The sequence below is a fragment of the Phenylobacterium deserti genome (genome assembly GCF_003254705.1).
In the GTDB taxonomy this organism is placed as follows: domain Bacteria; phylum Pseudomonadota; class Alphaproteobacteria; order Caulobacterales; family Caulobacteraceae; genus Phenylobacterium; species Phenylobacterium deserti.
Genome location: NZ_QFYR01000005.1, coordinates 259,427 through 283,581, shown reverse-complemented (window position 1 = coordinate 283,581; position 24,155 = coordinate 259,427). Strand labels below are relative to the sequence as shown.

The following is a 24,155-nucleotide window of genomic DNA, read 5'->3' as shown; positions in this document are numbered from 1 at the left end:
CGCTTCCGCGAAAGAGCGCGACGGACGCGCCGGCTGGACCTGTGGGTCTTGGAGCCGGGGCGCCTTCGCGCTTCTCTTGCGTGACCAGGAGAGAGATTCCCACGTGGCCCGTATCGCTGGCGTCAATATTCCCACGAACAAGCGCGTCGTGATCGCGCTGCAGTACATCCATGGCATCGGCGAGGCGAAGGCCCGCGAGATCGTCAGCAAGGTTGGCATCGAGGATGCTCGCCGCGTCAATCAGCTGACCGATGCGGAAGTGCTGCAAATCCGCGAAACCATCGATCGCGACTACACCGTCGAAGGCGACCTGCGTCGCGAGACGGCCGTCAACATCAAGCGTCTGATGGACCTGGCCTGCTACCGCGGCCTGCGTCACCGGAAGGGCCTGCCGGTCCGCGGCCAGCGCACCCACACCAACGCCCGGACCCGCAAGGGCCCGGCCAAGCCGATCGCCGGCAAGAAGAAGTAAGAGAGTCTAGCTCCGATGGCCAAGGAACCGGCGCGCGTCAAACGCCGCGAGCGCAAGAACATCACCTCCGGCGTCGCGCACGTGAACGCCTCCTTCAACAACACCATGGTGACCATCACCGACGCGCAGGGGAACACGATCTCCTGGTCGAGCGCCGGCATGATGGGCTTCAAGGGCTCGCGGAAGTCGACTCCGTACGCCGCCCAGATGGCCGCCGAAGACGCGGGCCGCAAGGCCGCCGAACATGGCGTCAAGACGCTGGAAGTGAACGTCTCGGGTCCGGGTTCGGGCCGTGAGTCGGCGCTGCGCGCTCTGCAGGCCGTCGGCATGACGATCACCACCATCCGCGATGTGACCCCGATCCCGCACAACGGCTGCCGTCCGCCGAAGCGCCGTCGGGTCTGAGTAACATCGCACTGCAATTCGAGGCGCCGGACCGCGTTTGCGGCCGGCGATCCTGCGTTTCGAGGGACACCCCGTGATCGAAAGAAACTGGAACGAGCTCATCCGTCCCGAGAAGCCGCTGATCGAGACCGGCGCCGACGCCAGCCGCAAGGCGCGTCTGGTGGCCGAACCGCTCGAGCGCGGGTTCGGCGTGACGCTGGGCAACAGCCTGCGCCGCGTCCTGCTGTCGTCGCTGCAAGGCGCGGCGGTGACCGCCGTCCAGATCGACGGCGTGGTGCACGAGTTCTCCTCTCTTGAGGGCGTGCGCGAAGACGTCGTCGACATCGTCCTGAACATCAAGCAACTGGCCGTCCGCATGCACTCGGAAGGCCCGAAGCGCATGACCCTGCGCGCCACGGGCCCCGGCCCGGTGACCGCCAGCCAGATCGACGCTCCGGCCGACATCGAGATCCTGAACGGCGACCATGTGCTCTGCACCCTCGATGAGGGCGCGACCGTTCGCATGGAATTCACGGTCCAGACCGGCAAGGGCTATGTCCCGGCCGAGCAGAACCGTCCGGAAGACGCCCCGATCGGCCTGATCGCCGTCGACGCGCTCTATTCCCCGGTCAAGCGCGTCGCCTACCGCGTCGAGCCCACCCGCCAGGGCCAGAGCCTCGACTACGACAAGCTGATCATGGAAGTGGAAACCAACGGCGCGGTCAGCCCCGTTGACGCGGTGGCCTACGCCGCCCGCATCCTCCAGGACCAGCTGCAGATCTTCATCACCTTCGAAGAACCGAAGAAGAAGGTCGAAGGCGAAGCCAAGCCGGAACTGCCGTTCAACCCCGCCCTCCTCAAGAAGGTGGACGAGCTGGAACTGTCGGTCCGTTCGGCCAACTGCCTGAAGAACGACAACATCGTCTACATCGGCGACCTGATCCAAAAGACGGAAGCCGAGATGCTGCGCACCCCGAACTTCGGGCGCAAGTCGCTCAACGAGATCAAGGAAGTGCTCGCCGGCATGGGTCTGCACCTCGGCATGGACGTGCCGAACTGGCCGCCGGAGAACATCGAAGAGCTCGCGAAGAAGTTCGAAGACCAGATGTAATCGCTTTCGCGCCGACTCCGGGCCGCTTTCGCGGCTTGGGCCCGATGAAGCCGCAACAGCGGTGGAGGGCTCCGGCGCTTCGTGTTGAACCCGGGCGGGAGCAGGCCGGGATTGGCGAGGTAGGACGAAAGCCCGTGAGATCGGGAGCGTCCGGCAGGGGCTCTAAGGCCCAGGAGATAAGAAGATGCGTCACGGCAAAGCCCACCGCAAACTGGGTCGTACGACCGCCCACCGTACTGCGATGTTCGCCAACATGTCGGCGAGCCTGATCAAGCACGAGCAGATCGTCACCACCCTGCCCAAGGCGAAGGAACTGCGTCCCTTCGTCGAAAAGCTGGTGACCCTCGCCAAGCGCGGCGACCTGCACGCTCGCCGTCAGGCGATCAGCCAGGTCCGCGACGTCGAACAAGTCGGCAAGCTGTTCGGCGTGCTCGGCCCGCGTTACGCCGAGCGCAACGGCGGCTACATCCGCGTCCTGAAGGCCGGCTACCGTCACGGCGACAACGCCCCGATGGCCGTGATCGAGTTCGTCGATCGCGACCCGTCGGAAAAGGGCAAGGACTCCGGTCCGGTGGCCCAGGCCGCCTTCGCCGACGAATAAGACTTTCGAACCTCTCGGTTCAGAACAGGCCCCGGACAGCGATGTCCGGGGCTTTTTCGTTGCGCGCTCGTCACGCTGGGCGGCTAGGAAGCGGCCATGAGTAACCCGTTGCGTATGTTGCTGGCGCTGTGCGCCGTTCTCGCCTTCGCCGGCTGCGCCAGCCGTCCGCCTTCGGCGCCCGCCCACGTCAGCCACGTCAGGCAGGTCGCGCCCACCATCCTGGTTTCCATCGACGGCTTCCGGCCCGACTACCTGGATCGGGGGCTCACCCCGGCCATGAGCCGCCTGGCCCAGGGCGGGGTGCTGGCCGCCATGCGCCCGTCGTTCCCGTCCAAGACCTTTCCCAACCACTGGACCCTGGTCACCGGCCTGCGGCCCGACCGGCACGGCATGGTCGACAACAACATGGAGGACGCCGCCATTCCGGGCGTGAAGTTCTCCCTGTCCAACAAGGCCGCCGTGGCCGACCCGCGCTGGTGGGGGAACGCCGCGCCCCTGTGGGTCTCGGCCGAGCGTCAGGGCGTGCGCACCGCCACCATGTTCTGGCCGGGCTCCGACACCGTCATCCAGGGGGTCCGCCCCAGCCAGTGGCGGCTCTACGACGAGGACGTCACGCCCACCGCCCGCGTCGACCAAGTCCTCGCCTGGCTCGACCTGCCGCCCGCCGAGCGCCCGCGCTTCCTCACCCTCTACTTCGAGGAGGTCGACACCGCCGGCCATCACTTCGGCCCGACCTCGCCCGAGGTGAACCGCGCCATCGCCAACACCGACGCCGCCATCGCCCGCCTCGTCGAAGGCCTCCGCGCGCGGGGGTTAGGCGCCAACCTCGTCATCGTCTCCGACCACGGCATGGCGTCCACCTCGCCCGACCGTCGCATCTGGCTGGACGATCTCCTGCCGGCCGGCGCCCTGCGCCAGATGACCGCCGGCGCCTTCCTCAGCGCCTTTCCCCAGCCCGGCTTCGAGACCCAGGTCGACAAGGCGCTGATCCAGCCCCACGCCCACATGCAGTGCTGGCGCAAGGCCGAAATCCCCGCCCGCTACCTGTATGGAAAACACAGCAGGGTCCCTCCCTACTTCTGTCTTCCGGATACAGGATGGGAGATCACCACCCGCGCCTACGCCGCCACCCACCGGACCGACCACGGCAACCACGGCTACGACCCCTTCGCCCCCGAGATGCGAGCCCTGTTCCTGGCCAAAGGCCCCGGCTTCCGCCGCGGCGCCCGCCCGCCAGTCTTCGACAACGTCGACGTCTACCCGGTGCTGGCCCGCCTCGCCGGCGTCCGGCCCGAACCCAACGACGGCGACCTGCGCGAACTCGGCCCCACCCTCGCGCCTTGACGGACAGCCGCGTTGCGCCGTCATTGAGGCATGCCGACCTTCGACCTCGAGACCACCTACCTCAGCCTGGACGGGCAGGGCCGCGTGGCGGTCCATCCCGTCGACCCGGGGTTCTGGGAAACCATGGACGGCAACCCGGCCATCCTGACCAACCTCGTCGGCGTCTACGCCGGCGGCGCGGACTGGCCGCACTGGGAGATGCACCCTGAGGGCGACGAGATCCTGGTGCTCCTTGAAGCGCATGACCATGATCCTCGACGATGGCGGTGAGGAGCGGCGGGTGGAGCTCTCGGCCGGCTCGACCCTGGTGATGCCCAAGGGCGTCTGGCACCGCGCCCTGGTGCCTGAGCACAGCCGGCTGCTGGCGATCACCTACGGGGCCGGCAGCCAGCATCGGCCGATCGCCGCCTAACGCCGTTGCGCCAGCTCGCCGGCTCTTCCATGGTCGGGCGAGGGGAGTCGCGATGACCGATCAAAGACCAGGGCGAGCCTCGCGCGCGCCGGCCTTCGGCTTCATCTTCGCCAGCGCGCTGATGAACGCCGTCTCATTCGGGATCATGATCCCGATCCTTCCAAACCTCCTCAAGCAGTTTACCAGCGGCGACACCGCCGAGGCGGCCCAGTGGAACGTGGTGTTCGGCGCCACCTGGGGCTTGATGCAGCTGTTCTGCGCGCCGGCCCTGGGCATGCTGTCCGACCGCATCGGCCGCCGTCCCGTGCTGCTGATCTCGCTGTTCGGTCTGTGCGTGGACTTCCTGTTCATGGCCCTGGCGCCGAGCCTGGCCTGGCTCTTCGTCGGGCGGGTCATCAACGGCCTGACCGCCGCCAGCTTCTCCACCGCCAACGCTTACCTCGCCGACGTTACGCCGCCGGATCAGCGCGCCAAGGCCTTCGGCTGGATGGGCTCGGCCTTCTCGTTCGGCTTCATTCTGGGGCCGGCGTTCGGCGGGTGGCTGGGCGAGATCGACCTGCGCTTGCCGTTCTTCGCCGCCGCCGCGCTCACCGGCGCCAACTGGCTGTACGGTCTGCTGATCCTGCCAGAGTCCCTGCCGCCGGAGCGGCGGGTGGCGCGCTTCGACTGGAGGCGCGCCAATCCGCTCGGCGCCCTCGACTTCCTGCGCCGGCATGGCGAGCTGCTCGGCCTGGCCTCCATCTCCTTCCTGTTCCAGCTGGCGCACACGGTGCTGCCGGCGATCTTCGTGCTCTACGCCGGCTATCGCTATGGCTGGGGTCCGGGCGTCATGGGCCTGACCATGATGGGCACCGGGCTTCTGGGCGTGGCGGTCCAGACCATGGCCGTCGGCCCGGTGGTGGCGCGGGTCGGCGAGCGCGGGGCGCTCCTGATCGGCGCCTTCATGGGCGCCTTGGGCTTCACCCTCTACGGCTTCGCACCAACCGGGGCAGCCTACCTTGCGGCTGCGCCTGTGTTCGCGTTCATCAACCTGCTGCAGCCGGGCCTGCAGGGGATGATGACGCGCCGGGTCGAGGGCCATGAGCAAGGCAGGCTGCAGGGCGCGCTGCAGGGGCTGCAGGGCATCGCTTCGGTGGTCGGCCCTGTGCTGTTCGGGCTGGTCTTCGCCTGGGCGGTCCGTCACGACGCGACCTTGCACTCACCGGGGCTTCCGATCTTCATAGCCGCCGCCCTGCTGGCGGGAGCTTTCCTGATCGGCGTGCGTATTGCACCGGCGCCCGCCACCCGGCCGGCGGCCTCGGGCCCCTTATAAACGGCCGAGCCGCTCGCCAAATTTGCGCCTGAAACGTTGAGACAGTGGCTCGACCTTCACTGCCGGAGACCCCATGCGCGCCTACCGCGTCCTGATTCCCGCTCTTGCCGTCCTCGCCGCCTGTTCGCCGGGTGGAAACAGCGCCGCGCAGACCCCCATGCCCCAGCCGACGCGGTCCGTTCCGACCAGCGCGGCCGGCATGAAGCAGTCCTTCGCACCCGTCGTGCAGAAGGCCGCGCCAGCCGTGGTCAACATCTCTTCCAAGAGGCTCGTGCGGCAGCAGGTGGATCCGTTCTGGCAGATGTTCGGCCTGGGCGCGCCGCGCAACCGGATCGAAGGCTCGCTGGGTTCGGGCGTCATTGTCCGCGCTGACGGCGTGGTCGTCACCAACACCCACGTGGTGGAGGGCGGTCAGGAGATCACTGTCTCGCTGGCCGACCGCCGCGCCTTCACCGCGCGCATCCTGCTGGCCGACCCGCGCACGGATCTTGCGGTTCTCAAGATCGACCTGCCTCCGGGCGAGCGCCTGCCCACCCTGGCCATCGACGACACGGGCGACGCCCAGGTCGGCGACCTCGTGCTGGCCATCGGCGACCCCTTCGGCGTGGGGCAGACGGTGACCAACGGCATCGTCTCGGCCCTGAACCGAACGGCGGATCCGTCGGGCGATGCGGCCTCGTCGTACATCCAGACCGACGCCGCGATTAACCCCGGCAACTCGGGCGGGGCGCTGGTCGACATGGACGGCGACCTGATCGGCATCAACAGCTTCATCCTGTCGCGCTCGGGCACCTCGTCCGGCGTGGGCTTCGCGATCCCAGCTCAGCTCGTTCGCCGGGTCGTGGAGACGGCGGTCGGGGGCGGGCGGAGCTTCGTGCAGCCTTGGCCCGGCGCGCGCCTGCAGAGCGTCACGCCCGAGATCGCCTCCAGCCTTGGCCTAGCCACTCCCGCCGGCGCACTGGTCGCCGATGTTTGGCCGGGCGGCCCGTTCGCCCGGGCCGGCATTCGCCAGGGCGACGTCATCACTTCGGTGGACGGCAACCCTGTGGCCGACGCAGGCGGTGTCAACTACGCCTTCGGCGTCCACCGGCCGGGGGACAATGTCCGGGTGGGCGTCCGCCGCGCGAACGGCGAACAGCAGGTCACGGTGCGCGCCGAACTGCCGCCGGCCACGCCGGCCCGCGACGAGCAGGTGATCGGCGGTACGAGCCCCTTCACCGGCGCGCGCGTGGTCAACCTGTCGCCGGCGGTCGCCACCGAACTCGGTGTCGATCCTTTCGCCGGACAGGGCGTGCTGATCGCCGACATCGGCGGCGGGCCGGCTGCCCGTGTGGGCCTGCGTCCGGGCGACATCGTTCGCGCCGTCAATGGCCAGCCGATCCGCACCGTCCGCGACCTGATCAACGCCACCGGCCGGCGTGTCGGCGTCTGGCAGGTGACCATCGAGCGGGGCGGCCAGCAGGTGACCGCGACCTTCCGGGCATAAGGTGCTAGGAGGTCGGCCATGTCCGACCTGTTCGAAGCCGCGGGCCTGACGCCTCAGGCCCCGACCCCGCTCGCCGAGCGCCTGCGCCCGCAGAAGCTGGACGAGGTGGTTGGGCAGGATCACCTGCTGGGACCCGATGGGCCGATCCGCCGGATGGCGGAGGCCCATCGCCTGGCCTCGATGATCCTTTGGGGGCCGCCTGGCACGGGCAAAACCACCATCGCCCGCCTGCTGGCCAAGGAAGCCGGCTACGAATTCCAGCAGTTGTCGGCGGTCTTCTCAGGCGTCGCAGACCTGAAGAAGGCGTTCGAAGCCGCCCGGATGCGCCGCAAGGCGGGGCAGGCGACCCTGCTGTTCGTCGACGAAATCCATCGCTTCAACCGCGCCCAGCAGGATGGCTTCCTGCCGTTCGTGGAGGAGGGGATCGTCACCCTGGTGGGAGCGACGACGGAAAACCCGTCGTTCGAGCTGAACGGCGCCTTGCTGTCGCGAAGCCAGGTGTTCGTGCTGAAGCGGCTGGACGACGTGGCGCTCGAAGGTCTGCTGGCCAAGGCCGAGGCGCATGAAGGCCGCGCCTTGCCCCTGGAGCCGGAGGCTCGTTCAGCCCTGGTGGCGCTCGCCGACGGTGACGGTCGCTATCTGCTGACGCTGGCTGAGACCCTGTTCAACATCGGAACGGCCAAGCCGCTCACGACCAAGGAGCTGGGCCAAATCCTGCAGAAGCGCAGCCCGGCCTACGACAAGGACCGGGAAGAGCACTACAACCTCATCTCCGCCCTTCACAAATCCATCCGGGGGTCGGATCCGGACGCGGCGCTCTATTGGCTCGCGCGCATGTTGCAGGGTGGGGAAGACCCGCTGTTCATCGCCCGTCGACTGATCCGGGCGGCTGCGGAGGATATCGGCGAAGCCGATCCGATGAGCCTGGTTCTGGCGAACGCGGCCAAGGACACCTACGACTTTCTGGGCAGTCCCGAAGGCGAGCTCGCCCTGGCGCAGTTGACGGTGCATCTGGCCGCTGCGCCCAAGTCCAACGCCGTGTACGTCGCCTACAAGGAAGCCATGCGGGCGGCCAAGGAAACCGGGTCGCTGATGCCGCCCAGCCATATCCTCAATGCGCCCACCCGGCTCATGAAGGACCTCGGCTACGGCAAGGGCTACAACTATGACCACGACGCCGAGCAGGGCTTTTCCGGGCAGAACTACTTCCCGGACGGGATGGAGCGTCGTCAGTTTTACCGCCCGCGCGGCGAAGGCACGGAAGCCCGGATCAAGGAGCGCCTGGAGCGCTGGGCGGCGCTGCGGAGCGAGCGGAGCGGCCGCTCCTGATGGCGCGCCCCGCCAAGGGCGCGCGTGCGCCTGAACTTAAGCCCGTGAAGCTGTCGCCGGAGGAGGTCAAGCTCGTCCGGAGCCTCGTCATGTACGAGGACGAGGACATCCTGGCGCTGAACAAGCCGTCTGGCCTGTCCAGCCAAGGCGGTCGGGGCCAGGTGAACACCCTTGATGAACTGCTGTGGGCTTTCGCCAAGCCTGGGAAGGCGCGCCCGCGCCTGATCCACAGGCTGGACCGCGACACTTCGGGGGTGATCCTCACCGCCAAGACCAAGCCGGCGGCGAGCTTCCTGGGGAGGGCGCTGATGGCCCGGAAGTTCGCCAAGACCTATCGGGCGATCGTCACGCCCGGCGCGCCCGACCTGCGCCAAGGCGTCATCGACGTCGCCCTGCGCCGCGAGGAGATAGGGCGCGAGGCCTACATGCGGGTTTGCGCGCCGGACCATCCGGACGCTGAGACGGCCCGCAGCCGCTACGCCACCCTGGCGGCAGGCGAGCAGGCGGCGTTGCTGGAGCTGGAGCCGGAGACCGGCCGCATGCACCAGCTTCGCGTTCACCTGGCGAGCATCGGCCGCCCGATCGCCGGCGATGTGCGGTACGGCGGTGCCCTGGTCGTGGGCGGCCATCCGGCGCCGCGTCTGATGCTGCACGCTTTCGCACTCGTCTTCCCGCATCCACGGGGAGGGCTGAAGCGCCTGGAAGCCCCCGTTCCTGCAGACATGACGCAGCTAGCCGCCAAGCTCGGCCTGCTCCAACCGGAACAGCTAGGTCCGTAGCTCGTTCGAAGTGACGGAACCCAAACGGTTTTCGTTCGGACGTGAGACCATGAAACGCCTGCTCATCCCCGCGTTCGCCGCCGCAATGGCGCTTTCCGCCTGCGCAACGGCGCCGACGCTCTACCAGCCTGCCGCCGGGCCGAACGCCGTGGGCTTCACCGACTATAGGATCGAGCCGGGCCGTTATCGCATCACCTTCCGTGGCGGCGGCGGCGCGCCTCCCGAACAGGTCACCGACTTCGCACTGCGCCGCGCCGCCGATCTGGCTCTGGCGGAAGGTTATGACTGGTTCCGTGTGTCCGACCGGATGGTGCGGCAGGTGTCGGCCGGCAGCGGCCCACGCATCGGTGTCGGCGTCGGCGGCGGGGACTACGGCCGCCGCAGCGCCGTCGGCCTAGGCGTCGGCACAGGCTTCAACCTCGGGCCGGGCCCTTCGTTCGCGGCCACCGTCGAGGTGTTCATGGGCCGGGGCGCCAAGCCGCCAGGCTTGGACGTCTATGACGCGCGGGCCATCCGCGGCTCCCTGGGCGCGCCTGTCTGAGTTCCTTTGCGGCGGGAGCCCGCCCGTCGCATAAGGGGCCAATGTTGAATCTCCTCCTTGTCGGAGCAGGCGGCGCGTTCGGTGCGATCTGCCGCTACCTGCTCGGCGTCCAGGCCAGCCGTGCGCTCGGCTCTGGATGGCCGTACGGCACTTTCCTGGCCAATGTGCTCGGGGCCCTGGCCATGGGCCTGCTGGTCGGCGTTCTGGCCCAGCGCGGCGGGGCGGACCAGGAGCGCTGGCGGCTGCTCCTCGCGGTCGGCGTGCTCGGCGGCTTCACCACCTTCTCCTCCTACTCGCTGGAGCTCGTACGCATGCTCGAGACGCGCGCCTATGGCCAGGCGGCTCTCTACAGCGTGAGCTCGGTGGTTCTTTCTGTGGTCGCGCTGTTCGCGGGACTGATCCTGATGCGAAAGGTGCTGGCATGAGCACGCGCGAAGTCCGCACCCTCTATGTCGACAAGGGCGAAGACGGGGTCCGCCTCGACCGCTGGTTCAAGCGCCGTTGGCCGCAGCTCAACCACATCCAGATCCAGAAGCTGACCCGCTCCGGCCAGATCCGCGTCGACGGCGCTCGGGTGAAGCCGGACACGCGTTTGACGGCCGGGTCGCAGGTCCGCGTGCCGCCCTTGCCGGACGCGCCGGCGCCCGGCGAGCGCAAGCAGGGGCTGGACCCGCGCGACGTCGCCTACGCCAAGTCCCTGGTGATCTACGAGGACGAGGAAGTCCTCGCGCTCAACAAGCCGTCGGGACTGGCGGTCCAAGGCGGCACCAAGACCACCAAGCACGTCGACCGTCTGCTCAGCGCCTGGGGCGAAGGGCTGGAGCGACCGCGCTTGGTGCACCGGCTGGACCGCGACACCTCGGGCGTCCTGGTGCTCGGCAAGACGCCGGGCGCGGCCGCCAAGCTCGCAGGAGCCTTTGCTCGTCGGCGCACGCTGAAGATCTATTGGGCGCTGGTGGCGGGCATGCCAAAGCCGGGCGAGGGGGTGCTTGAACTGCCCCTGGCCAAGCGCGGCGTCGGGGATCGCGAGATGGTGGTCCCGGCGGATCCCAAGGACCCGGACGCCGAAACCGCCGAGACCGAGTTCGTGACGCTCAGCCACGCCGGCCGCAAGGTGGCCTGGATGGCGCTGTGGCCCCACACAGGCCGGACCCACCAGCTGCGAGCCCACATGCTCGCCATGGGGCATCCGATCCTTGGCGATCCCAAGTACCACAACGAGCCCAGCCTGGAGCTTTCGGGCGGGCTGAAGCTGCAGCTGCACGCACGGCGGCTGGAGCTGCCGCACCCGTCGCGCGGGACCTTGATCCTGGAAGCGCCGCTCAGCCCGGAGATGAAGTCCGGGTTCGAGCGCTTCGGCTTCGCGGAAGACGAGGCCGAGCCGGAGCCCTTCGAGAAGCGCCGGCGCTAAGCCGCAGCACCGCTTGCACCAGAGCAGGCGGCTCCCCATTCCGTGATCATGCGCCACACGGGCGCGGATGCGAGGACGACGTTGCAAAAGGGATTCCACGAACCGGTCGAGAAGCCGAAGCGGTTCTACAAGACGGTCGAGACGACGCCGGTCGACGGCGGCTTTGGCGTGCTGCTGGACGGCCGCAACCTGCGCACCCCGGGCGGCGTGCGCCTTGTGCTCCCCACCGCCGCTCTCGCCGAAGAGATCGCGGGCGAGTGGCGAGCGCAGGGCGAGACAATCGAGATGGCCGACATGCATGCCACGCGCCTGGCCAACACGGCCACGGGCGCCGTGCCGAACTCGCGTGAAGCCACCGCGGGGCAGGTGATGGACTATGCCGCCTCCGACCTGCTGCTCTACTTCGCCGAGGAGCCTCAGGCCTTGGTGGAGCGGCAGACGGAGCAGTGGGGCGCGGTCCTGCTGCGGGCCGAAGAGGAAGCGCGCCTGAGCTTCGTGCGCGCCGCCGGCATCATCCACCAGCGCCAACCGGAGGAGAGCCTGGAGCGAGTGCGCCAGATCGCGCTCGGCCTGGACGACTTCGGCCTGGCTGGCCTGGCGTTCGGCGCGGCGCTGTTCGGCTCTTCGATCCTGGCCATCGCGGTCCAACGCAGCTGGATCACCGCGGAACAGGCCTTCGAGCTGTCCCGTCTCGATGAGGCGTTCCAGCAGGAGCAGTGGGGCGTTGACGCCGAAGCTGCCGAACGCACCGATCGGCTCCGCAGCGAGGCGGCCGCCCTCGAGCGCTGGTTCAAGGCCCTGCGCACTTAACCAATCACCCCGCCGGCTGGTCCGGCGATTGCGTCCTGTCTCTCCGTCGAACGGCGCGTGTGCCGAAACGGAGCGGGAGGACTGCAGGGGTGACCAAGGTGGCGGTCAACGTCGGGGTGGCTGGGCTGATGCGGGACCTTGCGGTCGCGCGCGCTGCGGCTGCATCGAAGACGAGCCAGGTTGCCCAGCGTGGCCCTCACCCGCCCGCGACACCGGCCCAGTCCGCACAACCGGCACGCGCTACCCCGGCTCTGTCGCAGGACACCCTGTCCGCCCTGCTGAAGCTGCAGGACGTGGCCGAGCATGTTCTGGATCGCGTGCCCGGGCCAGTGGGTGATCGGCTGGAGGATCTGTTCGAGGATCTGCTGGACCGCTGGAAAGATAAGCTCCACCCGCCGAAGGGCGGCCCGCAGCATCCGCCCGTTACGAACCCTCCGCCGGTGGTGAGCAACCCGCCGCCCGTGGTGACGCAGCCTCCGCCGGTGGTGACCCAACCGCCGCCCGTCGTGACCCAGCCTCCACCCGTGGTGGTTCAACCCCCGCCGGTGGTGACGGTCCCGAAGCCGAAGCCGACGACGAGCGGCGCAAGCCCCTCCATCCGCTTCCTGGAGCGCGTTCGTGACCAGCTGCACGAAAGCCCGATCCGGCGCACGCAGCCTCTCCCGTTCTCGAAGCGAGGCGAGGCGCCGCGACGGGCCTATACGCCGCCTGTGGAACTGCAGGTGGTGAAGACGGTGGCCCAAGGGCAGGCGGCGCTGGCGCTGCTGCAGGCGACCCAGATGAGCCTGTTCCAGTTCCAGATGGCCGGGCTCTACGGTCCGCCCAATCCGTTCGCCGTCAACCGCATGGCTTAAGGCTCGCCGGCGCGAGCTTGCCACCTTCCGCCGCTGCCCTTACGCCTTGCGCCACAAGGGAAGGACGCTTGCGTTGAAGGACATCCTCGAAGAGCTCGAACGTCGCCGCGACAACGCCCGCCTGGGCGGCGGCGAGCGGCGGATCGCCGCCCAGCACGCCAAGGGCAAGCTCACCGCCCGTGAGCGGATCGACCTGCTGCTGGACGAGGGCTCGTTCGAGGAGTTCGACATGTTCGTCGAGCATCGCGCGACCGACTTCGGCATGGCCGACCAGAAGATCCCCGGCGACGGCGTGGTCACCGGCTGGGGTACGATCAACGGCCGCACCGTTTTCGTCTTCTCCAAGGACTTCACCGTCTTCGGCGGATCGCTCTCCAGCGCTCACGCCAGCAAAATCCTGAAGGTCCAGCGCCAGGCCTTGAAGATGGGCGCGCCCATCATCGGCCTGTTCGACGCCGGCGGCGCCCGCATCCAGGAAGGTGTCGAGGCGCTGGCGGGCTACGCCGACATCTTCCTCGAGAACACTTTGGCCAGCGGCGTCATCCCGCAGATCAGCGTGATCATGGGCCCGTGCGCCGGCGGCGACGTCTATTCGCCGGCCATCACCGACTTCATCTTCATGGTGAAGGACACGAGCTACATGTACGTCACCGGCCCGGACGTGGTGAAGACGGTGACCCACGAGGAGGTCACCCACGAGGAGCTGGGCGGCTACCGCGTTCACGCCATGAAGTCGGGCGTGGTGGACGGCGCGTTCGACAACGACCTGGAAGCGCTGACCCAGGTCCGTCGACTGATCGAGTTCCTGCCGTCGTCCAATCGCGAGAAGCCGCCGGTCCGCGACAGCTTCGACGATCCTGGCCGCGAGGAGCCCTCGCTCGACACCCTGGTGCCGGCTAATCCGAACAAGCCCTATGACATCAAGGAGCTGATCCTGAAGGTCGTGGACGAGGCCGACTTTTTCGAGATCAGCCCGGACTTCGCCAAGAACATCGTCTGCGGCTTCGCTCGCATGGACGGCCAGCCGGTGGGCATCGTCGCCAACCAGCCGCAGGTGCTCGCCGGCGTTCTGGACATCGACGCCTCGCGCAAGGCGGCGCGGTTCGTGCGTTTCTGCGACGCTTTCGAGATCCCGATCATCACCTTCGTGGATGTACCCGGCTTCATGCCCGGCACGCGCCAGGAGCAGGGCGGCCTGATCCGCCATGGCGCCAAGCTGTTGTTCGCCTACGCCGAGGCCACCGTGCCGAAGATCACCCTGATCACGCGCAAGGCCTATGGCGGCGCCTATGACGTGATGAGCTCCAAGCACCTGCGCGGCGACATCAACTACGCCTGGCCGACGGCGGAGATCGCGGTCATGGGATCCAAGGGCGCGGTGGAGATCATCTTCCGGGCCGAGGCCAACGATCCGGAGGCGATCGCCGCCCGCGAGGCCGAGTACAAGGCGCGCTTCGCCAATCCTTTCGTGGCCGCCCAGCGGGGCTACATCGACGACGTGATCATGCCGCACGGAACGCGCCGGCGGATCGTCGCCGCCCTCAAGAACCTCCGGGGCAAGCACCTGGAGAATCCCTGGAAGAAGCACGACAACATCCCGCTGTAAGAGTTTCGGGCAGGCGGCGCGGCGCGCCGCCGGCGCAAGCTCGGAACCGCCCTGGCGTCACCGTGTTCTGCGGTCGAGGCGCAATGCGCCCCCAACCCAGCTCACAACGGAGGGCCGATCATGGCCGACAGGTGGATGGACGAGCGCGACCGCCAATGGCGTGATCGCGACTGGCGGCGTTCGGAGAACTACGGACGCGGCGGCGAAGACTACAGCGACCGCGAAGACCGCAGCTTCCAGTCCTACGAGGATGGTGGCGAGCAGGGCGGCTACGGCGGCGACCAGCGCGACTATCAGGGCGGCTATGACCGCGAACGCCACGACGACTTCAGCAGCCGTTCGCGGGTGGCCTCCGGCGGCGGCGCATACGGCGCGGGCGGCGGCTATGGCGGTGGTGAAAGCTATGGACGCGGCGCCGGCGGCGGTCGCCCGAGCGGATATCGCGCCCAGCCGAAGCGCTCCCCGAGTTTCAACCAGCAGGACTACACGCAGGGCGGTCGCTTCTACGGCGACGACCAGCGGCAGTCGGTCTATCGGGAAGAGTACGGCCAGGGCAGCCGCGAGTATGGTGACGTGCCGCGCGGCTACGACGCCGGCCGTTTCGACCAGCAGCGCCGGCCGCCCACCTTCGGCGGCGGTGTTGGCGGCTACGACTACGAGCGGGGCTACGGCGACGCTGGCCGTCGCGACTCGCACGGAGGCCAGGAGCGCTGGTCGCAGTCACGCGACGAACGTGGCGGCAGCGATCAGTTCGAGGAGCGCGCCCGCGAGGCGGGGCAGTCCCTGCGAAACGTCGGCCAGAAGATCAGCTCGTGGTTCCGCGGCGACCGCTACATGGACGATGGTCCCAGCAACGAGCGCCGCGACTTCCAGGAGGATTTCGGACGCGAACGCCGCTTCGAGCCGGAGACCCAAAGCCATCGTGGCAGAGGCCCGAAGAACTATCGCCGGTCAGACGAGCGGATCAACGAAGAGGCCCATGATCGGCTGACGGACGACCATTGGCTCGACGCCTCGCACATCGAGATCAAGGTCGAGAACGGCGAGGTGACGTTGTCCGGCAGCGTGGAAAACCGCGCCGACAAACACCGCGCCGAGCAGCTGGTGGAAAACATTTCGGGTGTGAGCCACGTGCAGAACAATCTGCGCGTGACGCAGGCCTCGGGGCTCACCGGCTCTGGCCGAGGCTTCGGCTCCAGCGCCCTGGAAGCCGAGATGCAGCGGAACGAAGCGGCCACCGACCCAGGCAACAACGGCGCAAGCGGCCTTTCCGGCCGCACTTCGACCGGCGCCCTGGCGGAGCGTTCCTATGGCAACGCCACGGACAACTCGATCGACCCGAAGAGCGGCGAAAAGCCGAAGTAAGAATGGACCAGGCGCCCTCCAGCGACGGAGGGCGCCTGCTTCCTAGTAGGCGAAGGCGCGGTAGCTTTCTTCCTGCTGCCCAGCTTCCGCCTTGCTCTCGAACACTGGGTTGAAGCGCAGCCAGCGGCGGGCCCGCTCCGGCAGGCCGACCAGCACCTCAGCGGGAATGCGGATGTTGACCTCCGGACGGAACAGCCACCGGCGCGAGTAGCCGATCACCACCATCGGACGCGGCACGCCGGTCTTGTTGGGGGTCCCGCGATGGATGTGGCGCACGTCCCGGATGATCACGTCGCCGCGGTTCATGTAGCCCCGGATCAGCGGGATTTCTCCGCTCTCGACCTTGGCCATGCCTTCTGCCTTGGACATCATGTGGGTGCCCGGCGCGTACTCCAGGGGTCCATTCTCGTCCGTCACGTCCACCAGCGGGAAGTTGACCGCGAGCTGGTAAGGCGGGGTCTCGACGCCGCTCTCGGGGAACAACAGCTGGGTGTCGCGATGCAGATCCTGGTAGTCGGAGCCGAGGCAGGGCGTGTCGCTCGCCAGCTGGCACATGACGCCATCGGCGCCCACCAGCTCCTCCACCACAGCCATGATCGCGTCGTTGTCGAAGATGCGCGGGTCGGCCCAAAGATCCTGAAAGGGCAGGGTGACGTAGTACCGCTCGGGCCCGCGGTTCGGATTGTCGCGTTCGCGCTGGATGGCGGCCGACAGGAGCGGCTGGAAGGCGGCGTTCCAGCGGTCGATCGTCTCGACCGGGATCAGGCCGCGCAGGACCGTCAGACTGGTTTCACGCACCTCGTCCGCATGGGCGCGGGCCTGTTCAGGCGTAAGCTTCATGAAGGCTCCTCCCTTGAGCGGAGGAAAGGTAACGCCGCACCTCCAGCCACGCTTGGACGGCGGATCGTCGCACGACGTCAGGCCGTTCCATCGCCGGAACTCTCAGCGGTTCAGCACGCTGTGCGGTTGCAAATCCAAGGGAATGTTGTGCCAGGCCTCTGGGGCGAACTGCTCATCTCGTTCGGCATGGTCGCCCTGACTGTCACCACGCACTTGGTTGGCCTGATGGGGATCCTGCGGGCCACCGCCTACCACATCGAGCATTGGCGAACGCCTTGGCTGCCCCTGGATCGGCTGCTGGTGCCGCTCGCCGTGGCGACGGCGCTGTTTCTGCTGCACGGGCTTGAGGTCTGGGCCTACGCCCTGCTGTTCCTGGCCGGAGAGGCGACCGACGGCCTGGAGCAGGCCTTGTTCGTGTCCGCCGGCGCCTATTCCACCGCCGGCTGGATGAACGCGGAGGTCTCCGACGGTTGGCGGATCGTCGCGGTGCTGGAGTCCCTGAACGGCATGCTGCTCCTGGGCTGGTCCACCGCTTTCCTGTTCCAGACTCTTCATCGGGTGCTGACCACGGAAGATCAGCACCCGATTCCGGAAGGCGCAATCGCTCAGGAAGAGACGGGCGTCGCCGGCAAGGACTCACCGCGCCCCAAACGATCCGGCAAGGGCGCGCCGGACGGCACGAACTCCAGCGAGACCGAATTGATGCAGTAACGCAGGCGGCTGGGCGGCGGACCGTCGGGGAAAACGTGACCCTGGTGACTGTCGCAGCGCGCGCAGCGGGTCTCGATGCGGACCATGCCGTAAGAGGTGTCACGCACCCCCTTCACATGCGCTTCATCGATCGGAGCCCAGAACGAGGGCCAGCCGGTGCCGCTCTCGAACTTGGTCTTGTGCTGGAACAGCGGCAGCCCGCAGAGGCGGCAGCAGTAGACGCCGTCATCCTTCTGATCGAGCAGGCCGCCGCAGAATGGCGCTTCCGTGCCGTGATGCAGCAGGACGTCGGACTCTTCGCGGGTGAGGCCGGCTTCGAGCCGCTTGCGCTGATCGGGCGTGGGCGGGGTCAGGTCGAAACCCGAAGGGGAGATTTCTGGCATGGTCATGGCCTCCAATCTAAGGTCTCGGCCGCACGTTCGGTAGACGGGCTCCGGGCCAGAACGCGGCCCAAGTCCGAAGGTCGCCGGATGTAACAATCTCGGCCGCTAGTGACGTGGCCCCTGGACCGGGTAATGCTCACCTGATGTTCTCGAAGATCCTGATCGCCAACCGCGGCGAGATCGCCGTCCGCATCATCAAGACCTGCCGCCGCCTGGGCATCGCCACGGTGGTCGTCTACTCGGAAGCCGACGCCGACTCGATGGCGGTGGAGATGGCGGACGAGGCGGTGTTCATCGGCCCCGCGCCGGCGGCCCAGAGCTATCTCGTCGCCGACAAGATCGTGGACGCCTGCCGCCAGACGGGGGCCGAGGCTGTCCACCCTGGCTTCGGCTTCCTGTCCGAGAACGCCGGCTTCGCCAAGCGTCTCGCGGACGAGGGGATCGTCTTCATCGGGCCCAACCCCGCCGCTATCGAGGCGATGGGCGACAAGATCGAGAGCAAGAAGTTCGCCGCCAAGGCGGGCGTCTCCACCGTGCCGGGGCACGTGGGCGAGATCGACGACACCACCCACGCGATCCGCATCGCCGAGGAGATCGGCTATCCGGTGATGATCAAGGCCTCGGCCGGCGGCGGTGGAAAGGGCATCCGGGTCGCCTGGAACCGCCAGGACGTCGAGGAAGGCTTCCCTGCCGTGCGCGCGGAGGCGAAGGCCAGCTTCGGCGACGACCGCATCTTCATCGAGAAGTTCATCGAGAGTCCGCGCCACATCGAGATCCAGGTGTTGGGCGACAAGCACGGCCATGTCGTCCACCTGTTCGAGCGCGAGTGCTCCATCCAGCGGCGCAACCAGAAAGTCATCGAAGAGGCCCCGAGCCCTCTGCTCGACGAGGCGACCCGCGCGGCCATGGGGGCCCAGGCGGTCGCTCTCGCAAAGGCCGTCGGCTACGACAGCGCCGGCACGGTCGAGTTCGTGGCGGGCCAGGACAAGAGCTTCTTCTTCCTGGAGATGAACACCCGGCTGCAGGTCGAGCACCCGGTCACCGAACTGATCACCGGCGTGGATCTGGTCGAGCAGATGATCCGCGTGGCCGCCGGCCAGCCCCTGCCGTTCGCTCAGCAGGATTTGAAGATCGACGGCTGGGCGATCGAGAGCCGGATCTACGCCGAAGACCCCTATCGTGGCTTCCTGCCGTCCATCGGGCGCCTGGTCCGCTACAGCCCGCCGTCCGAAGGCGAGGCGGGTGAAGCGCGGGTCCGCAACGACGCGGGCGTCCGCGAAGGCGACGAGATCTCGATGTTCTACGACCCGATGATCTCGAAGCTGTCCACTTGGGCCGCCACGCGCGAGGCGGCGATCGACGCCATGGGCCGGGCGCTGGAGGACTTCCACATCGAGGGACTGGGCCAGAACGTGCCGTTCCTTGCCGCGGTGATGGATCAGGAGCGGTTCCGCTCGGGCCAACTGTCCACCAACTACATCAAGGACGAGTTTCCCGATGGCTTCCACGGGACTGCGCCGACGGAGTTCCAGCGCGACCTGATGGCGGCCACGGCCTGCGCCATGCACCGCATCCAGATGCAGCGCGCCGCCTCCGACCAGCAACGCACCGACTGGGTGGTGATCGAGAACGGTGAGCAGCGGACCGTGCGCATCGCCAACGGCGGTGAGGCCTACAGCGTCGAATTCCTTGGCGAAGGCCGCTCGCTGCAGCTGACGCAGATCGCCTGGCGGCCGGGGCTGCCCACGTTCCGCGCGCTGCTGAACGGCCAGCCGTTCACGGCCGAGGTGAAGCCGGCTGCCGAGGGCTTCTCGATCCGTCACCGCGCCGCCAGGGCGCACGTGCTGGTGCTGACGCCCCGCTCGGCGGAGCTGCATTCCAAGCTGCCGCCCAGGCAGGCCGCCGACACCTCGAAGATGGTGCTCTCGCCGATGCCCGGGCTGGTAGTCAGCCTCGACGTGGCGCCCGGCCAGGAGGTGAAGACCGGGGAGGTGGTCGCCGTGCTCGAAGCGATGAAGATGCAGAACATCATTCGCGCTGAACGGGACGGGGTGGTGAAGAGCGTCGGCGCCAACGCAGGCGACAGCGTGGCGGCCGACGAGGTGCTGGTGGAGTTCGCCTGACGCGAGCGCAGCCTCTAGAGCGGCGGCTCGACAGGTTCAACGGCTCCGAAGATCTGACGGAAGCTCGCGCGCAGGGCTTCGTCGGCTTCGTCCATGGTCACCGGCAGACCAAGGTCCACCAGGCTGGTGACGCCATGCTCCGTCACTCCGCAGGGCACGATGCCGCCGAAGTGGGACAGATCAGGCTCCACGTTCAGCGCAATGCCGTGGAACGACACCCACTTGCGCAGCTTCACGCCGATGGCTGCGATCTTGTCTTCGCGGGACCAGCCGGGACCCTTGCGCTCCACCCACACGCCGACGCGACCGTCGCGGATCTCGCCGGAAACGTTGAAGCGATCCAGGGCGCCGATCACCCAGGCTTCCAGCGCCGCAACGAAGGCGCGCACGTCGCGGCGGCGCTTGGTCAGGTCGAGCATCACATAGGCCACGCGCTGCCCTGGCCCGTGGTAGGTGAACTGCCCCCCGCGTCCTGTCTCGAACACTGGGAATCGGTTCGGCTCCAGCAGGTCCTGCGGTTTCGCCGAAACGCCCGCCGTGTAGAGGGGAGGGTGCTCCACCAGCCAAACGAGCTCGCCGGCTGCGCCTTCGGCGATGGCTGCGGCGCGCGCTTCCATGGCGGCCACGGCGGCGGGGTAGTCGACCAACTTGCTGGAGACCGCCCACCCTGCAGGCACGCCGTCTTCCCGCCCAAAGAGCGGTGGGATCGCCTCAGAGTTTAACGCACGGTCAAGCATGTCACGGCCAATGTGGGCCCGTACTCGCCGTCGGCAAAGGGACGCGCGGGAGATTCGGGTCGGGGGCGTTCTTTCGTGAGCCAGGTCAATGCCGTCAACGTCGAGATCCAGGTGGTGCTCGGGCGCTCGACCCTGCCTATGGCCCAGCTGCTTCGCATGGGCCGGGGGGCGGTGATTCCCCTGGACGCCAGCGTGAACGAGGAAGTCTGGATCCTGGCGAACAACCACCCGATCGCGCGCGGCGAGATCCAGATCAACGACGATCGTATCTCCATCGCGGTGACGCGCGAGGCGAACGTCTACGATTTCATGGCCGGCAACGCCTGATCCCCAGGCTTTTTCGTCCTTTACGAAGCACGCCCTTCACAAACCGATCTTCCTTTGCTACCTGCCGCGCCTCACCACGAGCGGTCGTGGCGGAATTGGTAGACGCGCAGCGTTGAGGTCGCTGTGGGGCAACCCGTGGAAGTTCGAGTCTTCTCGACCGCACCAGTGAATCAGGGTCTTCAACGAGGCTGAGGAAAACCGTCCGTCCAGAACCAGGGAGGTCCGCATGAAAAGCGACTCGGACGAACCCCTGGACCTACGGACCCTCAACCAGCCGGCGCCCGAAACGCCGGAAGACCTGGAAGATCTCGCCCTCGGCGAGGACTACGCCCTCAATCCCGAATTCGTGCCGATGGTGGTGGACGCCCTGGACCGGGGCGACGCCGAACGGCTGCGTGACCTGCTGGGCGCCCTGCACCCGGCCGACATCGCCGACCTGATGGGCTTCCTTTCGGCTGACGGCCGGGAAGAGCTGCTGCCGCACCTCGACCCCGAAGCCCTGGCCGAGATCCTTTCCGAGCTGGACACCGAAATCCGCGAGGAGGTCCTCGAGCACGTCCCGTCCGCCATCCTTGCCAAGGCGCTGGGCGAGATGGAGTCGGACGACGCCGCCGACGTGGTCGACGACCTCGAGGAGGACAAGAAGGCCCAGGTCCTGGCCGCCATGCCCGAAATGGAGCGGGCGGCCATCGAAACCTCCTTGGCTTATGGGGATGAGACCGCCGGCCGCCTGATGCAGCGCGAGGTGGTGGCCGCGCCGCAGTTCTGGACGGTGGGACAGACCATCGATCACCTGCGCCGCGAAAGTGACGAGCTGCCCGAGCTGTTCTTCGACGTCTATGTGGTCGACCCCAGCTACAAGCCGGTGGGCGCCGCGCCGGTGAGCCACCTGCTGCGGAGCAATCGCAGCACCCCGCTGGCGCAGATCATGGAGCAGGTCACCGAAATCCCGGTCGACATGGACCAGGAAGAGGTCGCCTACATCTTCGACAAGTACCACCTGATCTCCGCCCCCGTGGTGGAGCCGGGCGGCCGGCTGGTGGGCCAGATCACCGTCGACGACATCGTCGGCGTCATCCAGGAAGAACGCGAAGAAGACATCCTGGCGCTCGCCGGGGTCACCGACGTGGGCCGCGACGCCGGCGTCTGGGGGATTGTGCGCTCGCGCCTGCCGTGGCTGCTGATCAACACGCTGACCGCCGCTCTGTCCGTCAGCGTGATCCGCGCCTTCGAAGGCGAGATCGTCAAATTGGCCCTGCTGGCCGTGCTGATGCCGATCGTGGCCTCGCTGGGCGGCAACGCCGGCACGCAGACGCTGGCTGTCGCGGTGCGTGCGCTCGCCAGCCGCGAACTGTCTGCGGTCAACGCCGTGCGCACGGTCAGCCGCGAGATGATGGTCGGCTTGCTCAACGGGCTTTGCCTGGCGCTTGCGACCGGGACAGCGCTCTTCGTGCTGTTCCACGACATCCGTCTGTCCATAGCATTCGGCCTGGCCCTGGTGCTGAACCTGTTCGTCGCGTCGCTGGCGGGCGCCCTGGTTCCGCTGGCGCTCGAGAAGGCAGGGCGCGATCCCGCCGTGTCCTCTTCGATCTTCGTGACCTTCGTCACCGATTTCACCGGCTTTTTCGGCTTCCTCGGCCTGGCGGCCCTCATCCTGTTGTAAACACTTGCGCCGCTATCCTTCGGCCTGGGACTTGCGTCGCGAGCCCTGACGCTCGCGCGTCCGTGTCAATTTGGGTCACCGAACAGCGCCATGAAGCCGCGCCATCAGGTCTCCCGCGCCGCGATCGACTTGATCAAGCGGTTCGAGGGCTATCGCCGAAAGGCCGCCCAGTTGCCCGACGGGCGCTGGACGATCGGCTATGGCCACACGCTGACGGCGCGCGAAGGTGCGGTGGTCTCGGACGAGGACGCCGAGGCCCTGCTGCTCTACGATCTGATCACCGTCGCCCATGTGGTCAACGAGACCACCTTCGCGACCCTCACCCAGAACCAGTTCGACGCGCTCTGCGCGTTCGCCTTCAACATCGGCCTGGACAACTTCCGACGCTCGTCCGTGCTGAAACGGGTCAATGAAGGGGCGCTGATCCAGGCCGCCTTCGCCATGGAGCTATGGCGCAAGGCCGAGTTCGAGGGCGAACGCATCGTGGTCGATGCGCTGATCCGCCGGCGCGCCGCCGAGAAGCTCCTGTTCCTCACGCCGCCCGGCGGAGACTGGACGCCGGCCCCGTCGCCGCTGCTCAAGCCGCTGCTTGATCTCGACAGCTTCGACCTGGCGCCACGCCAGCCGGCCACCACGCTCGCCGCTCCGCTTGAGGGTGAGAAGGCGGTGGCGGAGCGGGTGGGCGAGCCGGTCTCGGCGCCGCGTCCCGTGGAGCCGGAAGAGACAAGCCCCATCCGGGCCGCAGCGGAAGAGATCACCGCGCGCCTGCAGACCATCTTCCCTGAGCCGGGGTTCGCCGAGATCGGCCTCGGTGAGCCGGACGCCACTGAGGACGGTGAGGGCGACGCCTCTGTCCAGCCGCTTGAGCTCCTACCGGAGGAGCCCCGGCCGCAAGTCGACTTCGCACCGCCCATCAAACTCGAGCCGGACGTCTCCGTAGAGGGGCCGTCCCCGCAGGCATCCACCTCCGACGGCGAGACGGAACCGGCAGAATCCGCGCCGGCGACCGACGAAGCGCCCGAGGAACTCGCCGCTGAGCCCGTGATCGAGCCGGAGCTTGCGCCAGAAGACGCGCCCGCGCCGGTGGTGGTGGCCGAAGAGCCGCCTTCGGAGCTGTTCGCGCCGCCGCCGCCTGCCAACGATCAGCTTGAGGGGGACGAAGCACTCGCCCCTGAGCCCGAAGCGGCCGCCGAGGCGCCGCGCGTCGTCATCGACGACACCGAGCGATACGAGTTCGCGCCGCGCCGCGACACGGCGCCTGAACCCGCGCCCACCGGCTTTGCGGCCTTGTTCCTACTGGCGGTGATCGGGCTGGCCTTCTTCGGCGGCGGCATCTTCTGGGCGCTGAACGCGCGCCCTGGCCCCGCGACAGGCTTGCTGACCCCGCTGACCGTCGGTTGGCTGGCGGGCGTGGCGGGCGTCGCCTTCTTCGTGGTGGCGGTGTTTCTTCTGCTCCAGCGGCTGGGACAGGCGGCCGAGCGCCGGCGCCGCAAGGATCTCCCGCGCTTCTGACGTCGGGGCAACCTCGCGGGCGCGGGCGGCGCATGCTAACGC

The 24,155-nt window shown here is 68.0% G+C and carries 26 protein-coding genes and 1 tRNA gene; 24 read left to right on the top strand and 3 right to left on the bottom strand.

Features of this window, described 5'->3' with window-relative positions; genetic code table 11:
• The first annotated feature begins 103 nt into the window (after window positions 1–103).
• The 18 genes from rpsM (at window position 104) to DJ018_RS17985 (ending at window position 15,817) form a co-directional block, all read left to right on the top strand.
• Window positions 104–472: a 30S ribosomal protein S13 gene (gene rpsM / locus DJ018_RS18065; protein WP_111516367.1), complete on the top strand. Its 369-nt coding sequence runs from the start codon at window positions 104–106 to the stop codon at window positions 470–472.
• 15 nt (window positions 473–487) lie between these two features.
• The gene (gene rpsK, locus DJ018_RS18060; protein ID WP_111516366.1) at window positions 488–877 is read left to right on the top strand and encodes a 30S ribosomal protein S11; all 390 of its coding nucleotides are present in this window, start codon (window positions 488–490) and stop codon (window positions 875–877) included.
• A 73-nt stretch (window positions 878–950) separates the two neighbouring features.
• Window positions 951–1,967, top strand: coding sequence for a DNA-directed RNA polymerase subunit alpha (locus DJ018_RS18055; protein WP_111516416.1), 1,017 nt, complete (start codon window positions 951–953; stop codon window positions 1,965–1,967).
• Window positions 1,968–2,151: 184 nt separating this feature from the next.
• Complete coding sequence (gene rplQ / locus DJ018_RS18050; RefSeq protein WP_111516365.1) at window positions 2,152–2,568, top strand: 50S ribosomal protein L17; 417 nt, start codon at window positions 2,152–2,154, stop codon at window positions 2,566–2,568.
• Window positions 2,569–2,664: 96 nt separating this feature from the next.
• Window positions 2,665–3,912 carry an alkaline phosphatase family protein gene (locus DJ018_RS18045; RefSeq protein ID WP_111516364.1) on the top strand — a complete coding sequence of 416 codons (1,248 nt, stop codon included), beginning with the start codon at window positions 2,665–2,667 and terminating at the stop codon, window positions 3,910–3,912.
• Window positions 3,913–3,942: 30 nt separating this feature from the next.
• Window positions 3,943–4,182 (top strand): hypothetical protein, encoded by a 240-nt coding sequence (locus DJ018_RS18040; RefSeq protein ID WP_111516363.1) that lies wholly within the window; start codon window positions 3,943–3,945, stop codon window positions 4,180–4,182.
• Complete coding sequence (locus tag DJ018_RS19285) at window positions 4,160–4,324, top strand: cupin domain-containing protein (protein WP_165842971.1); 165 nt, start codon at window positions 4,160–4,162, stop codon at window positions 4,322–4,324. Before DJ018_RS18040 ends, DJ018_RS19285 begins: the two co-directional genes overlap by 23 nt.
• Window positions 4,325–4,376: 52 nt before the next feature.
• Window positions 4,377–5,636, top strand: a complete 1,260-nt coding sequence (locus DJ018_RS18035; RefSeq protein ID WP_111516362.1) for a TCR/Tet family MFS transporter — start codon at window positions 4,377–4,379, stop codon at window positions 5,634–5,636.
• Between the two features lie 73 nt (window positions 5,637–5,709).
• Entirely contained in the window at window positions 5,710–7,122 is a 1,413-nt protein-coding gene (locus tag DJ018_RS18030; RefSeq protein ID WP_111516361.1) for a Do family serine endopeptidase, read from the top strand.
• An 18-nt stretch (window positions 7,123–7,140) separates the two neighbouring features.
• Window positions 7,141–8,451 (top strand): replication-associated recombination protein A, encoded by a 1,311-nt coding sequence (locus DJ018_RS18025; protein WP_111516360.1) that lies wholly within the window; start codon window positions 7,141–7,143, stop codon window positions 8,449–8,451.
• The gene (locus tag DJ018_RS18020; RefSeq protein WP_111516359.1) at window positions 8,451–9,230 is read left to right on the top strand and encodes an RluA family pseudouridine synthase; all 780 of its coding nucleotides are present in this window, start codon (window positions 8,451–8,453) and stop codon (window positions 9,228–9,230) included. Before DJ018_RS18025 ends, DJ018_RS18020 begins: the two co-directional genes overlap by 1 nt.
• Window positions 9,231–9,279: 49 nt before the next feature.
• Window positions 9,280–9,771, top strand: a complete 492-nt coding sequence (locus DJ018_RS18015) for a CC0125/CC1285 family lipoprotein (RefSeq protein WP_111516358.1) — start codon at window positions 9,280–9,282, stop codon at window positions 9,769–9,771.
• A gap of 41 nt (window positions 9,772–9,812) precedes the next feature.
• Window positions 9,813–10,196: a fluoride efflux transporter CrcB gene (gene crcB, locus DJ018_RS18010; protein ID WP_111516357.1), complete on the top strand. Its 384-nt coding sequence runs from the start codon at window positions 9,813–9,815 to the stop codon at window positions 10,194–10,196.
• Window positions 10,193–11,182 carry an RluA family pseudouridine synthase gene (locus DJ018_RS18005; RefSeq protein ID WP_111516356.1) on the top strand — a complete coding sequence of 330 codons (990 nt, stop codon included), beginning with the start codon at window positions 10,193–10,195 and terminating at the stop codon, window positions 11,180–11,182. The genes crcB and DJ018_RS18005 overlap by 4 nt, the downstream gene beginning before the upstream one ends.
• 81 nt (window positions 11,183–11,263) lie before the next feature.
• A complete protein-coding gene (locus DJ018_RS18000) occupies window positions 11,264–11,992 on the top strand; it encodes an ATP12 family chaperone protein (RefSeq protein WP_240609605.1) in 729 nt (242 codons plus the stop codon).
• A gap of 89 nt (window positions 11,993–12,081) precedes the next feature.
• The gene (locus tag DJ018_RS17995; RefSeq protein WP_111516355.1) at window positions 12,082–12,846 is read left to right on the top strand and encodes a hypothetical protein; all 765 of its coding nucleotides are present in this window, start codon (window positions 12,082–12,084) and stop codon (window positions 12,844–12,846) included.
• A gap of 73 nt (window positions 12,847–12,919) precedes the next feature.
• Window positions 12,920–14,452 carry an acyl-CoA carboxylase subunit beta gene (locus tag DJ018_RS17990; RefSeq protein ID WP_111516354.1) on the top strand — a complete coding sequence of 511 codons (1,533 nt, stop codon included), beginning with the start codon at window positions 12,920–12,922 and terminating at the stop codon, window positions 14,450–14,452.
• Between the two features lie 120 nt (window positions 14,453–14,572).
• Window positions 14,573–15,817, top strand: a complete 1,245-nt coding sequence (locus DJ018_RS17985) for a BON domain-containing protein (protein WP_111516353.1) — start codon at window positions 14,573–14,575, stop codon at window positions 15,815–15,817.
• Between the two features lie 42 nt (window positions 15,818–15,859).
• Here DJ018_RS17985 and DJ018_RS17980 read toward each other — a convergent pair whose 3' ends face one another.
• Entirely contained in the window at window positions 15,860–16,657 is a 798-nt protein-coding gene (locus DJ018_RS17980; RefSeq protein WP_111516352.1) for a phytanoyl-CoA dioxygenase family protein, read from the bottom strand.
• A 147-nt stretch (window positions 16,658–16,804) separates the two neighbouring features.
• Here DJ018_RS17980 and DJ018_RS17975 point away from each other — a divergent pair, with 147 nt between their 5' ends.
• Window positions 16,805–17,368 (top strand): hypothetical protein, encoded by a 564-nt coding sequence (locus DJ018_RS17975; RefSeq protein ID WP_111516351.1) that lies wholly within the window; start codon window positions 16,805–16,807, stop codon window positions 17,366–17,368.
• On the opposite strand, the gene msrB is transcribed toward DJ018_RS17975, so the two are convergent.
• Window positions 17,263–17,757: a peptide-methionine (R)-S-oxide reductase MsrB gene (gene msrB, locus DJ018_RS17970; RefSeq protein WP_111516414.1), complete on the bottom strand. Its 495-nt coding sequence runs from the start codon at window positions 17,755–17,757 to the stop codon at window positions 17,263–17,265. The genes DJ018_RS17975 and msrB overlap by 106 nt on opposite strands.
• A gap of 137 nt (window positions 17,758–17,894) precedes the next feature.
• Here msrB and DJ018_RS17965 point away from each other — a divergent pair, with 137 nt between their 5' ends.
• The gene (locus DJ018_RS17965) at window positions 17,895–19,874 is read left to right on the top strand and encodes an acetyl-CoA carboxylase biotin carboxylase subunit (RefSeq protein ID WP_111516350.1); all 1,980 of its coding nucleotides are present in this window, start codon (window positions 17,895–17,897) and stop codon (window positions 19,872–19,874) included.
• A gap of 14 nt (window positions 19,875–19,888) precedes the next feature.
• On the opposite strand, the gene lipB is transcribed toward DJ018_RS17965, so the two are convergent.
• The gene (lipB, locus tag DJ018_RS17960) at window positions 19,889–20,611 is read right to left on the bottom strand and encodes a lipoyl(octanoyl) transferase LipB (RefSeq protein ID WP_111516349.1); all 723 of its coding nucleotides are present in this window, start codon (window positions 20,609–20,611) and stop codon (window positions 19,889–19,891) included.
• Between the two features lie 12 nt (window positions 20,612–20,623).
• On the opposite strand from lipB, the gene DJ018_RS17955 reads away from it, so the two are divergent.
• From DJ018_RS17955 to DJ018_RS17940, 4 genes are all read left to right on the top strand, one after another.
• A complete protein-coding gene (locus DJ018_RS17955) occupies window positions 20,624–20,938 on the top strand; it encodes a FliM/FliN family flagellar motor switch protein (protein ID WP_111516348.1) in 315 nt (104 codons plus the stop codon).
• A gap of 80 nt (window positions 20,939–21,018) precedes the next feature.
• Window positions 21,019–21,103: transfer RNA gene (locus DJ018_RS17950), tRNA-Leu, on the top strand.
• Between the two features lie 61 nt (window positions 21,104–21,164).
• Complete coding sequence (mgtE, locus tag DJ018_RS17945) at window positions 21,165–22,601, top strand: magnesium transporter (protein ID WP_111516347.1); 1,437 nt, start codon at window positions 21,165–21,167, stop codon at window positions 22,599–22,601.
• 90 nt (window positions 22,602–22,691) lie between these two features.
• On the top strand, window positions 22,692–24,113 hold the full coding sequence (locus tag DJ018_RS17940) for a lysozyme (protein ID WP_111516346.1): 1,422 nt from the start codon (window positions 22,692–22,694) through the stop codon (window positions 24,111–24,113).
• Window positions 24,114–24,155 lie beyond the last annotated feature (42 nt).

What these genes read in the sequence shown, in the direction of transcription:
- lipB (WP_111516349.1), bottom strand. Translation starts at nt 20,611, where the DNA reads ATGCTTGACCGTGCGTTAAACTCTGAGGCGATCCCACCGCTCTTTGGG.
- DJ018_RS17940 (WP_111516346.1), top strand. Translation starts at nt 22,692, where the DNA reads ATGAAGCCGCGCCATCAGGTCTCCCGCGCCGCGATCGACTTGATCAAG.
- DJ018_RS18015 (WP_111516358.1), top strand. Translation starts at nt 9,280, where the DNA reads ATGAAACGCCTGCTCATCCCCGCGTTCGCCGCCGCAATGGCGCTTTCC.
- DJ018_RS18025 (WP_111516360.1), top strand. Translation starts at nt 7,141, where the DNA reads ATGTCCGACCTGTTCGAAGCCGCGGGCCTGACGCCTCAGGCCCCGACC.
- DJ018_RS18030 (WP_111516361.1), top strand. Translation starts at nt 5,710, where the DNA reads ATGCGCGCCTACCGCGTCCTGATTCCCGCTCTTGCCGTCCTCGCCGCC.
- DJ018_RS18035 (WP_111516362.1), top strand. Translation starts at nt 4,377, where the DNA reads ATGACCGATCAAAGACCAGGGCGAGCCTCGCGCGCGCCGGCCTTCGGC.
- DJ018_RS18005 (WP_111516356.1), top strand. Translation starts at nt 10,193, where the DNA reads ATGAGCACGCGCGAAGTCCGCACCCTCTATGTCGACAAGGGCGAAGAC.
- crcB (WP_111516357.1), top strand. Translation starts at nt 9,813, where the DNA reads ATGTTGAATCTCCTCCTTGTCGGAGCAGGCGGCGCGTTCGGTGCGATC.
- rplQ (WP_111516365.1), top strand. Translation starts at nt 2,152, where the DNA reads ATGCGTCACGGCAAAGCCCACCGCAAACTGGGTCGTACGACCGCCCAC.
- DJ018_RS17980 (WP_111516352.1), bottom strand. Translation starts at nt 16,657, where the DNA reads ATGAAGCTTACGCCTGAACAGGCCCGCGCCCATGCGGACGAGGTGCGT.
- msrB (WP_111516414.1), bottom strand. Translation starts at nt 17,757, where the DNA reads ATGACCATGCCAGAAATCTCCCCTTCGGGTTTCGACCTGACCCCGCCC.
- mgtE (WP_111516347.1), top strand. Translation starts at nt 21,165, where the DNA reads ATGAAAAGCGACTCGGACGAACCCCTGGACCTACGGACCCTCAACCAG.
- DJ018_RS17965 (WP_111516350.1), top strand. Translation starts at nt 17,895, where the DNA reads ATGTTCTCGAAGATCCTGATCGCCAACCGCGGCGAGATCGCCGTCCGC.
- DJ018_RS19285 (WP_165842971.1), top strand. Translation starts at nt 4,160, where the DNA reads ATGATCCTCGACGATGGCGGTGAGGAGCGGCGGGTGGAGCTCTCGGCC.
- DJ018_RS18045 (WP_111516364.1), top strand. Translation starts at nt 2,665, where the DNA reads ATGAGTAACCCGTTGCGTATGTTGCTGGCGCTGTGCGCCGTTCTCGCC.
- DJ018_RS17985 (WP_111516353.1), top strand. Translation starts at nt 14,573, where the DNA reads ATGGCCGACAGGTGGATGGACGAGCGCGACCGCCAATGGCGTGATCGC.
- DJ018_RS18020 (WP_111516359.1), top strand. Translation starts at nt 8,451, where the DNA reads ATGGCGCGCCCCGCCAAGGGCGCGCGTGCGCCTGAACTTAAGCCCGTG.
- DJ018_RS18040 (WP_111516363.1), top strand. Translation starts at nt 3,943, where the DNA reads ATGCCGACCTTCGACCTCGAGACCACCTACCTCAGCCTGGACGGGCAG.
- rpsK (WP_111516366.1), top strand. Translation starts at nt 488, where the DNA reads ATGGCCAAGGAACCGGCGCGCGTCAAACGCCGCGAGCGCAAGAACATC.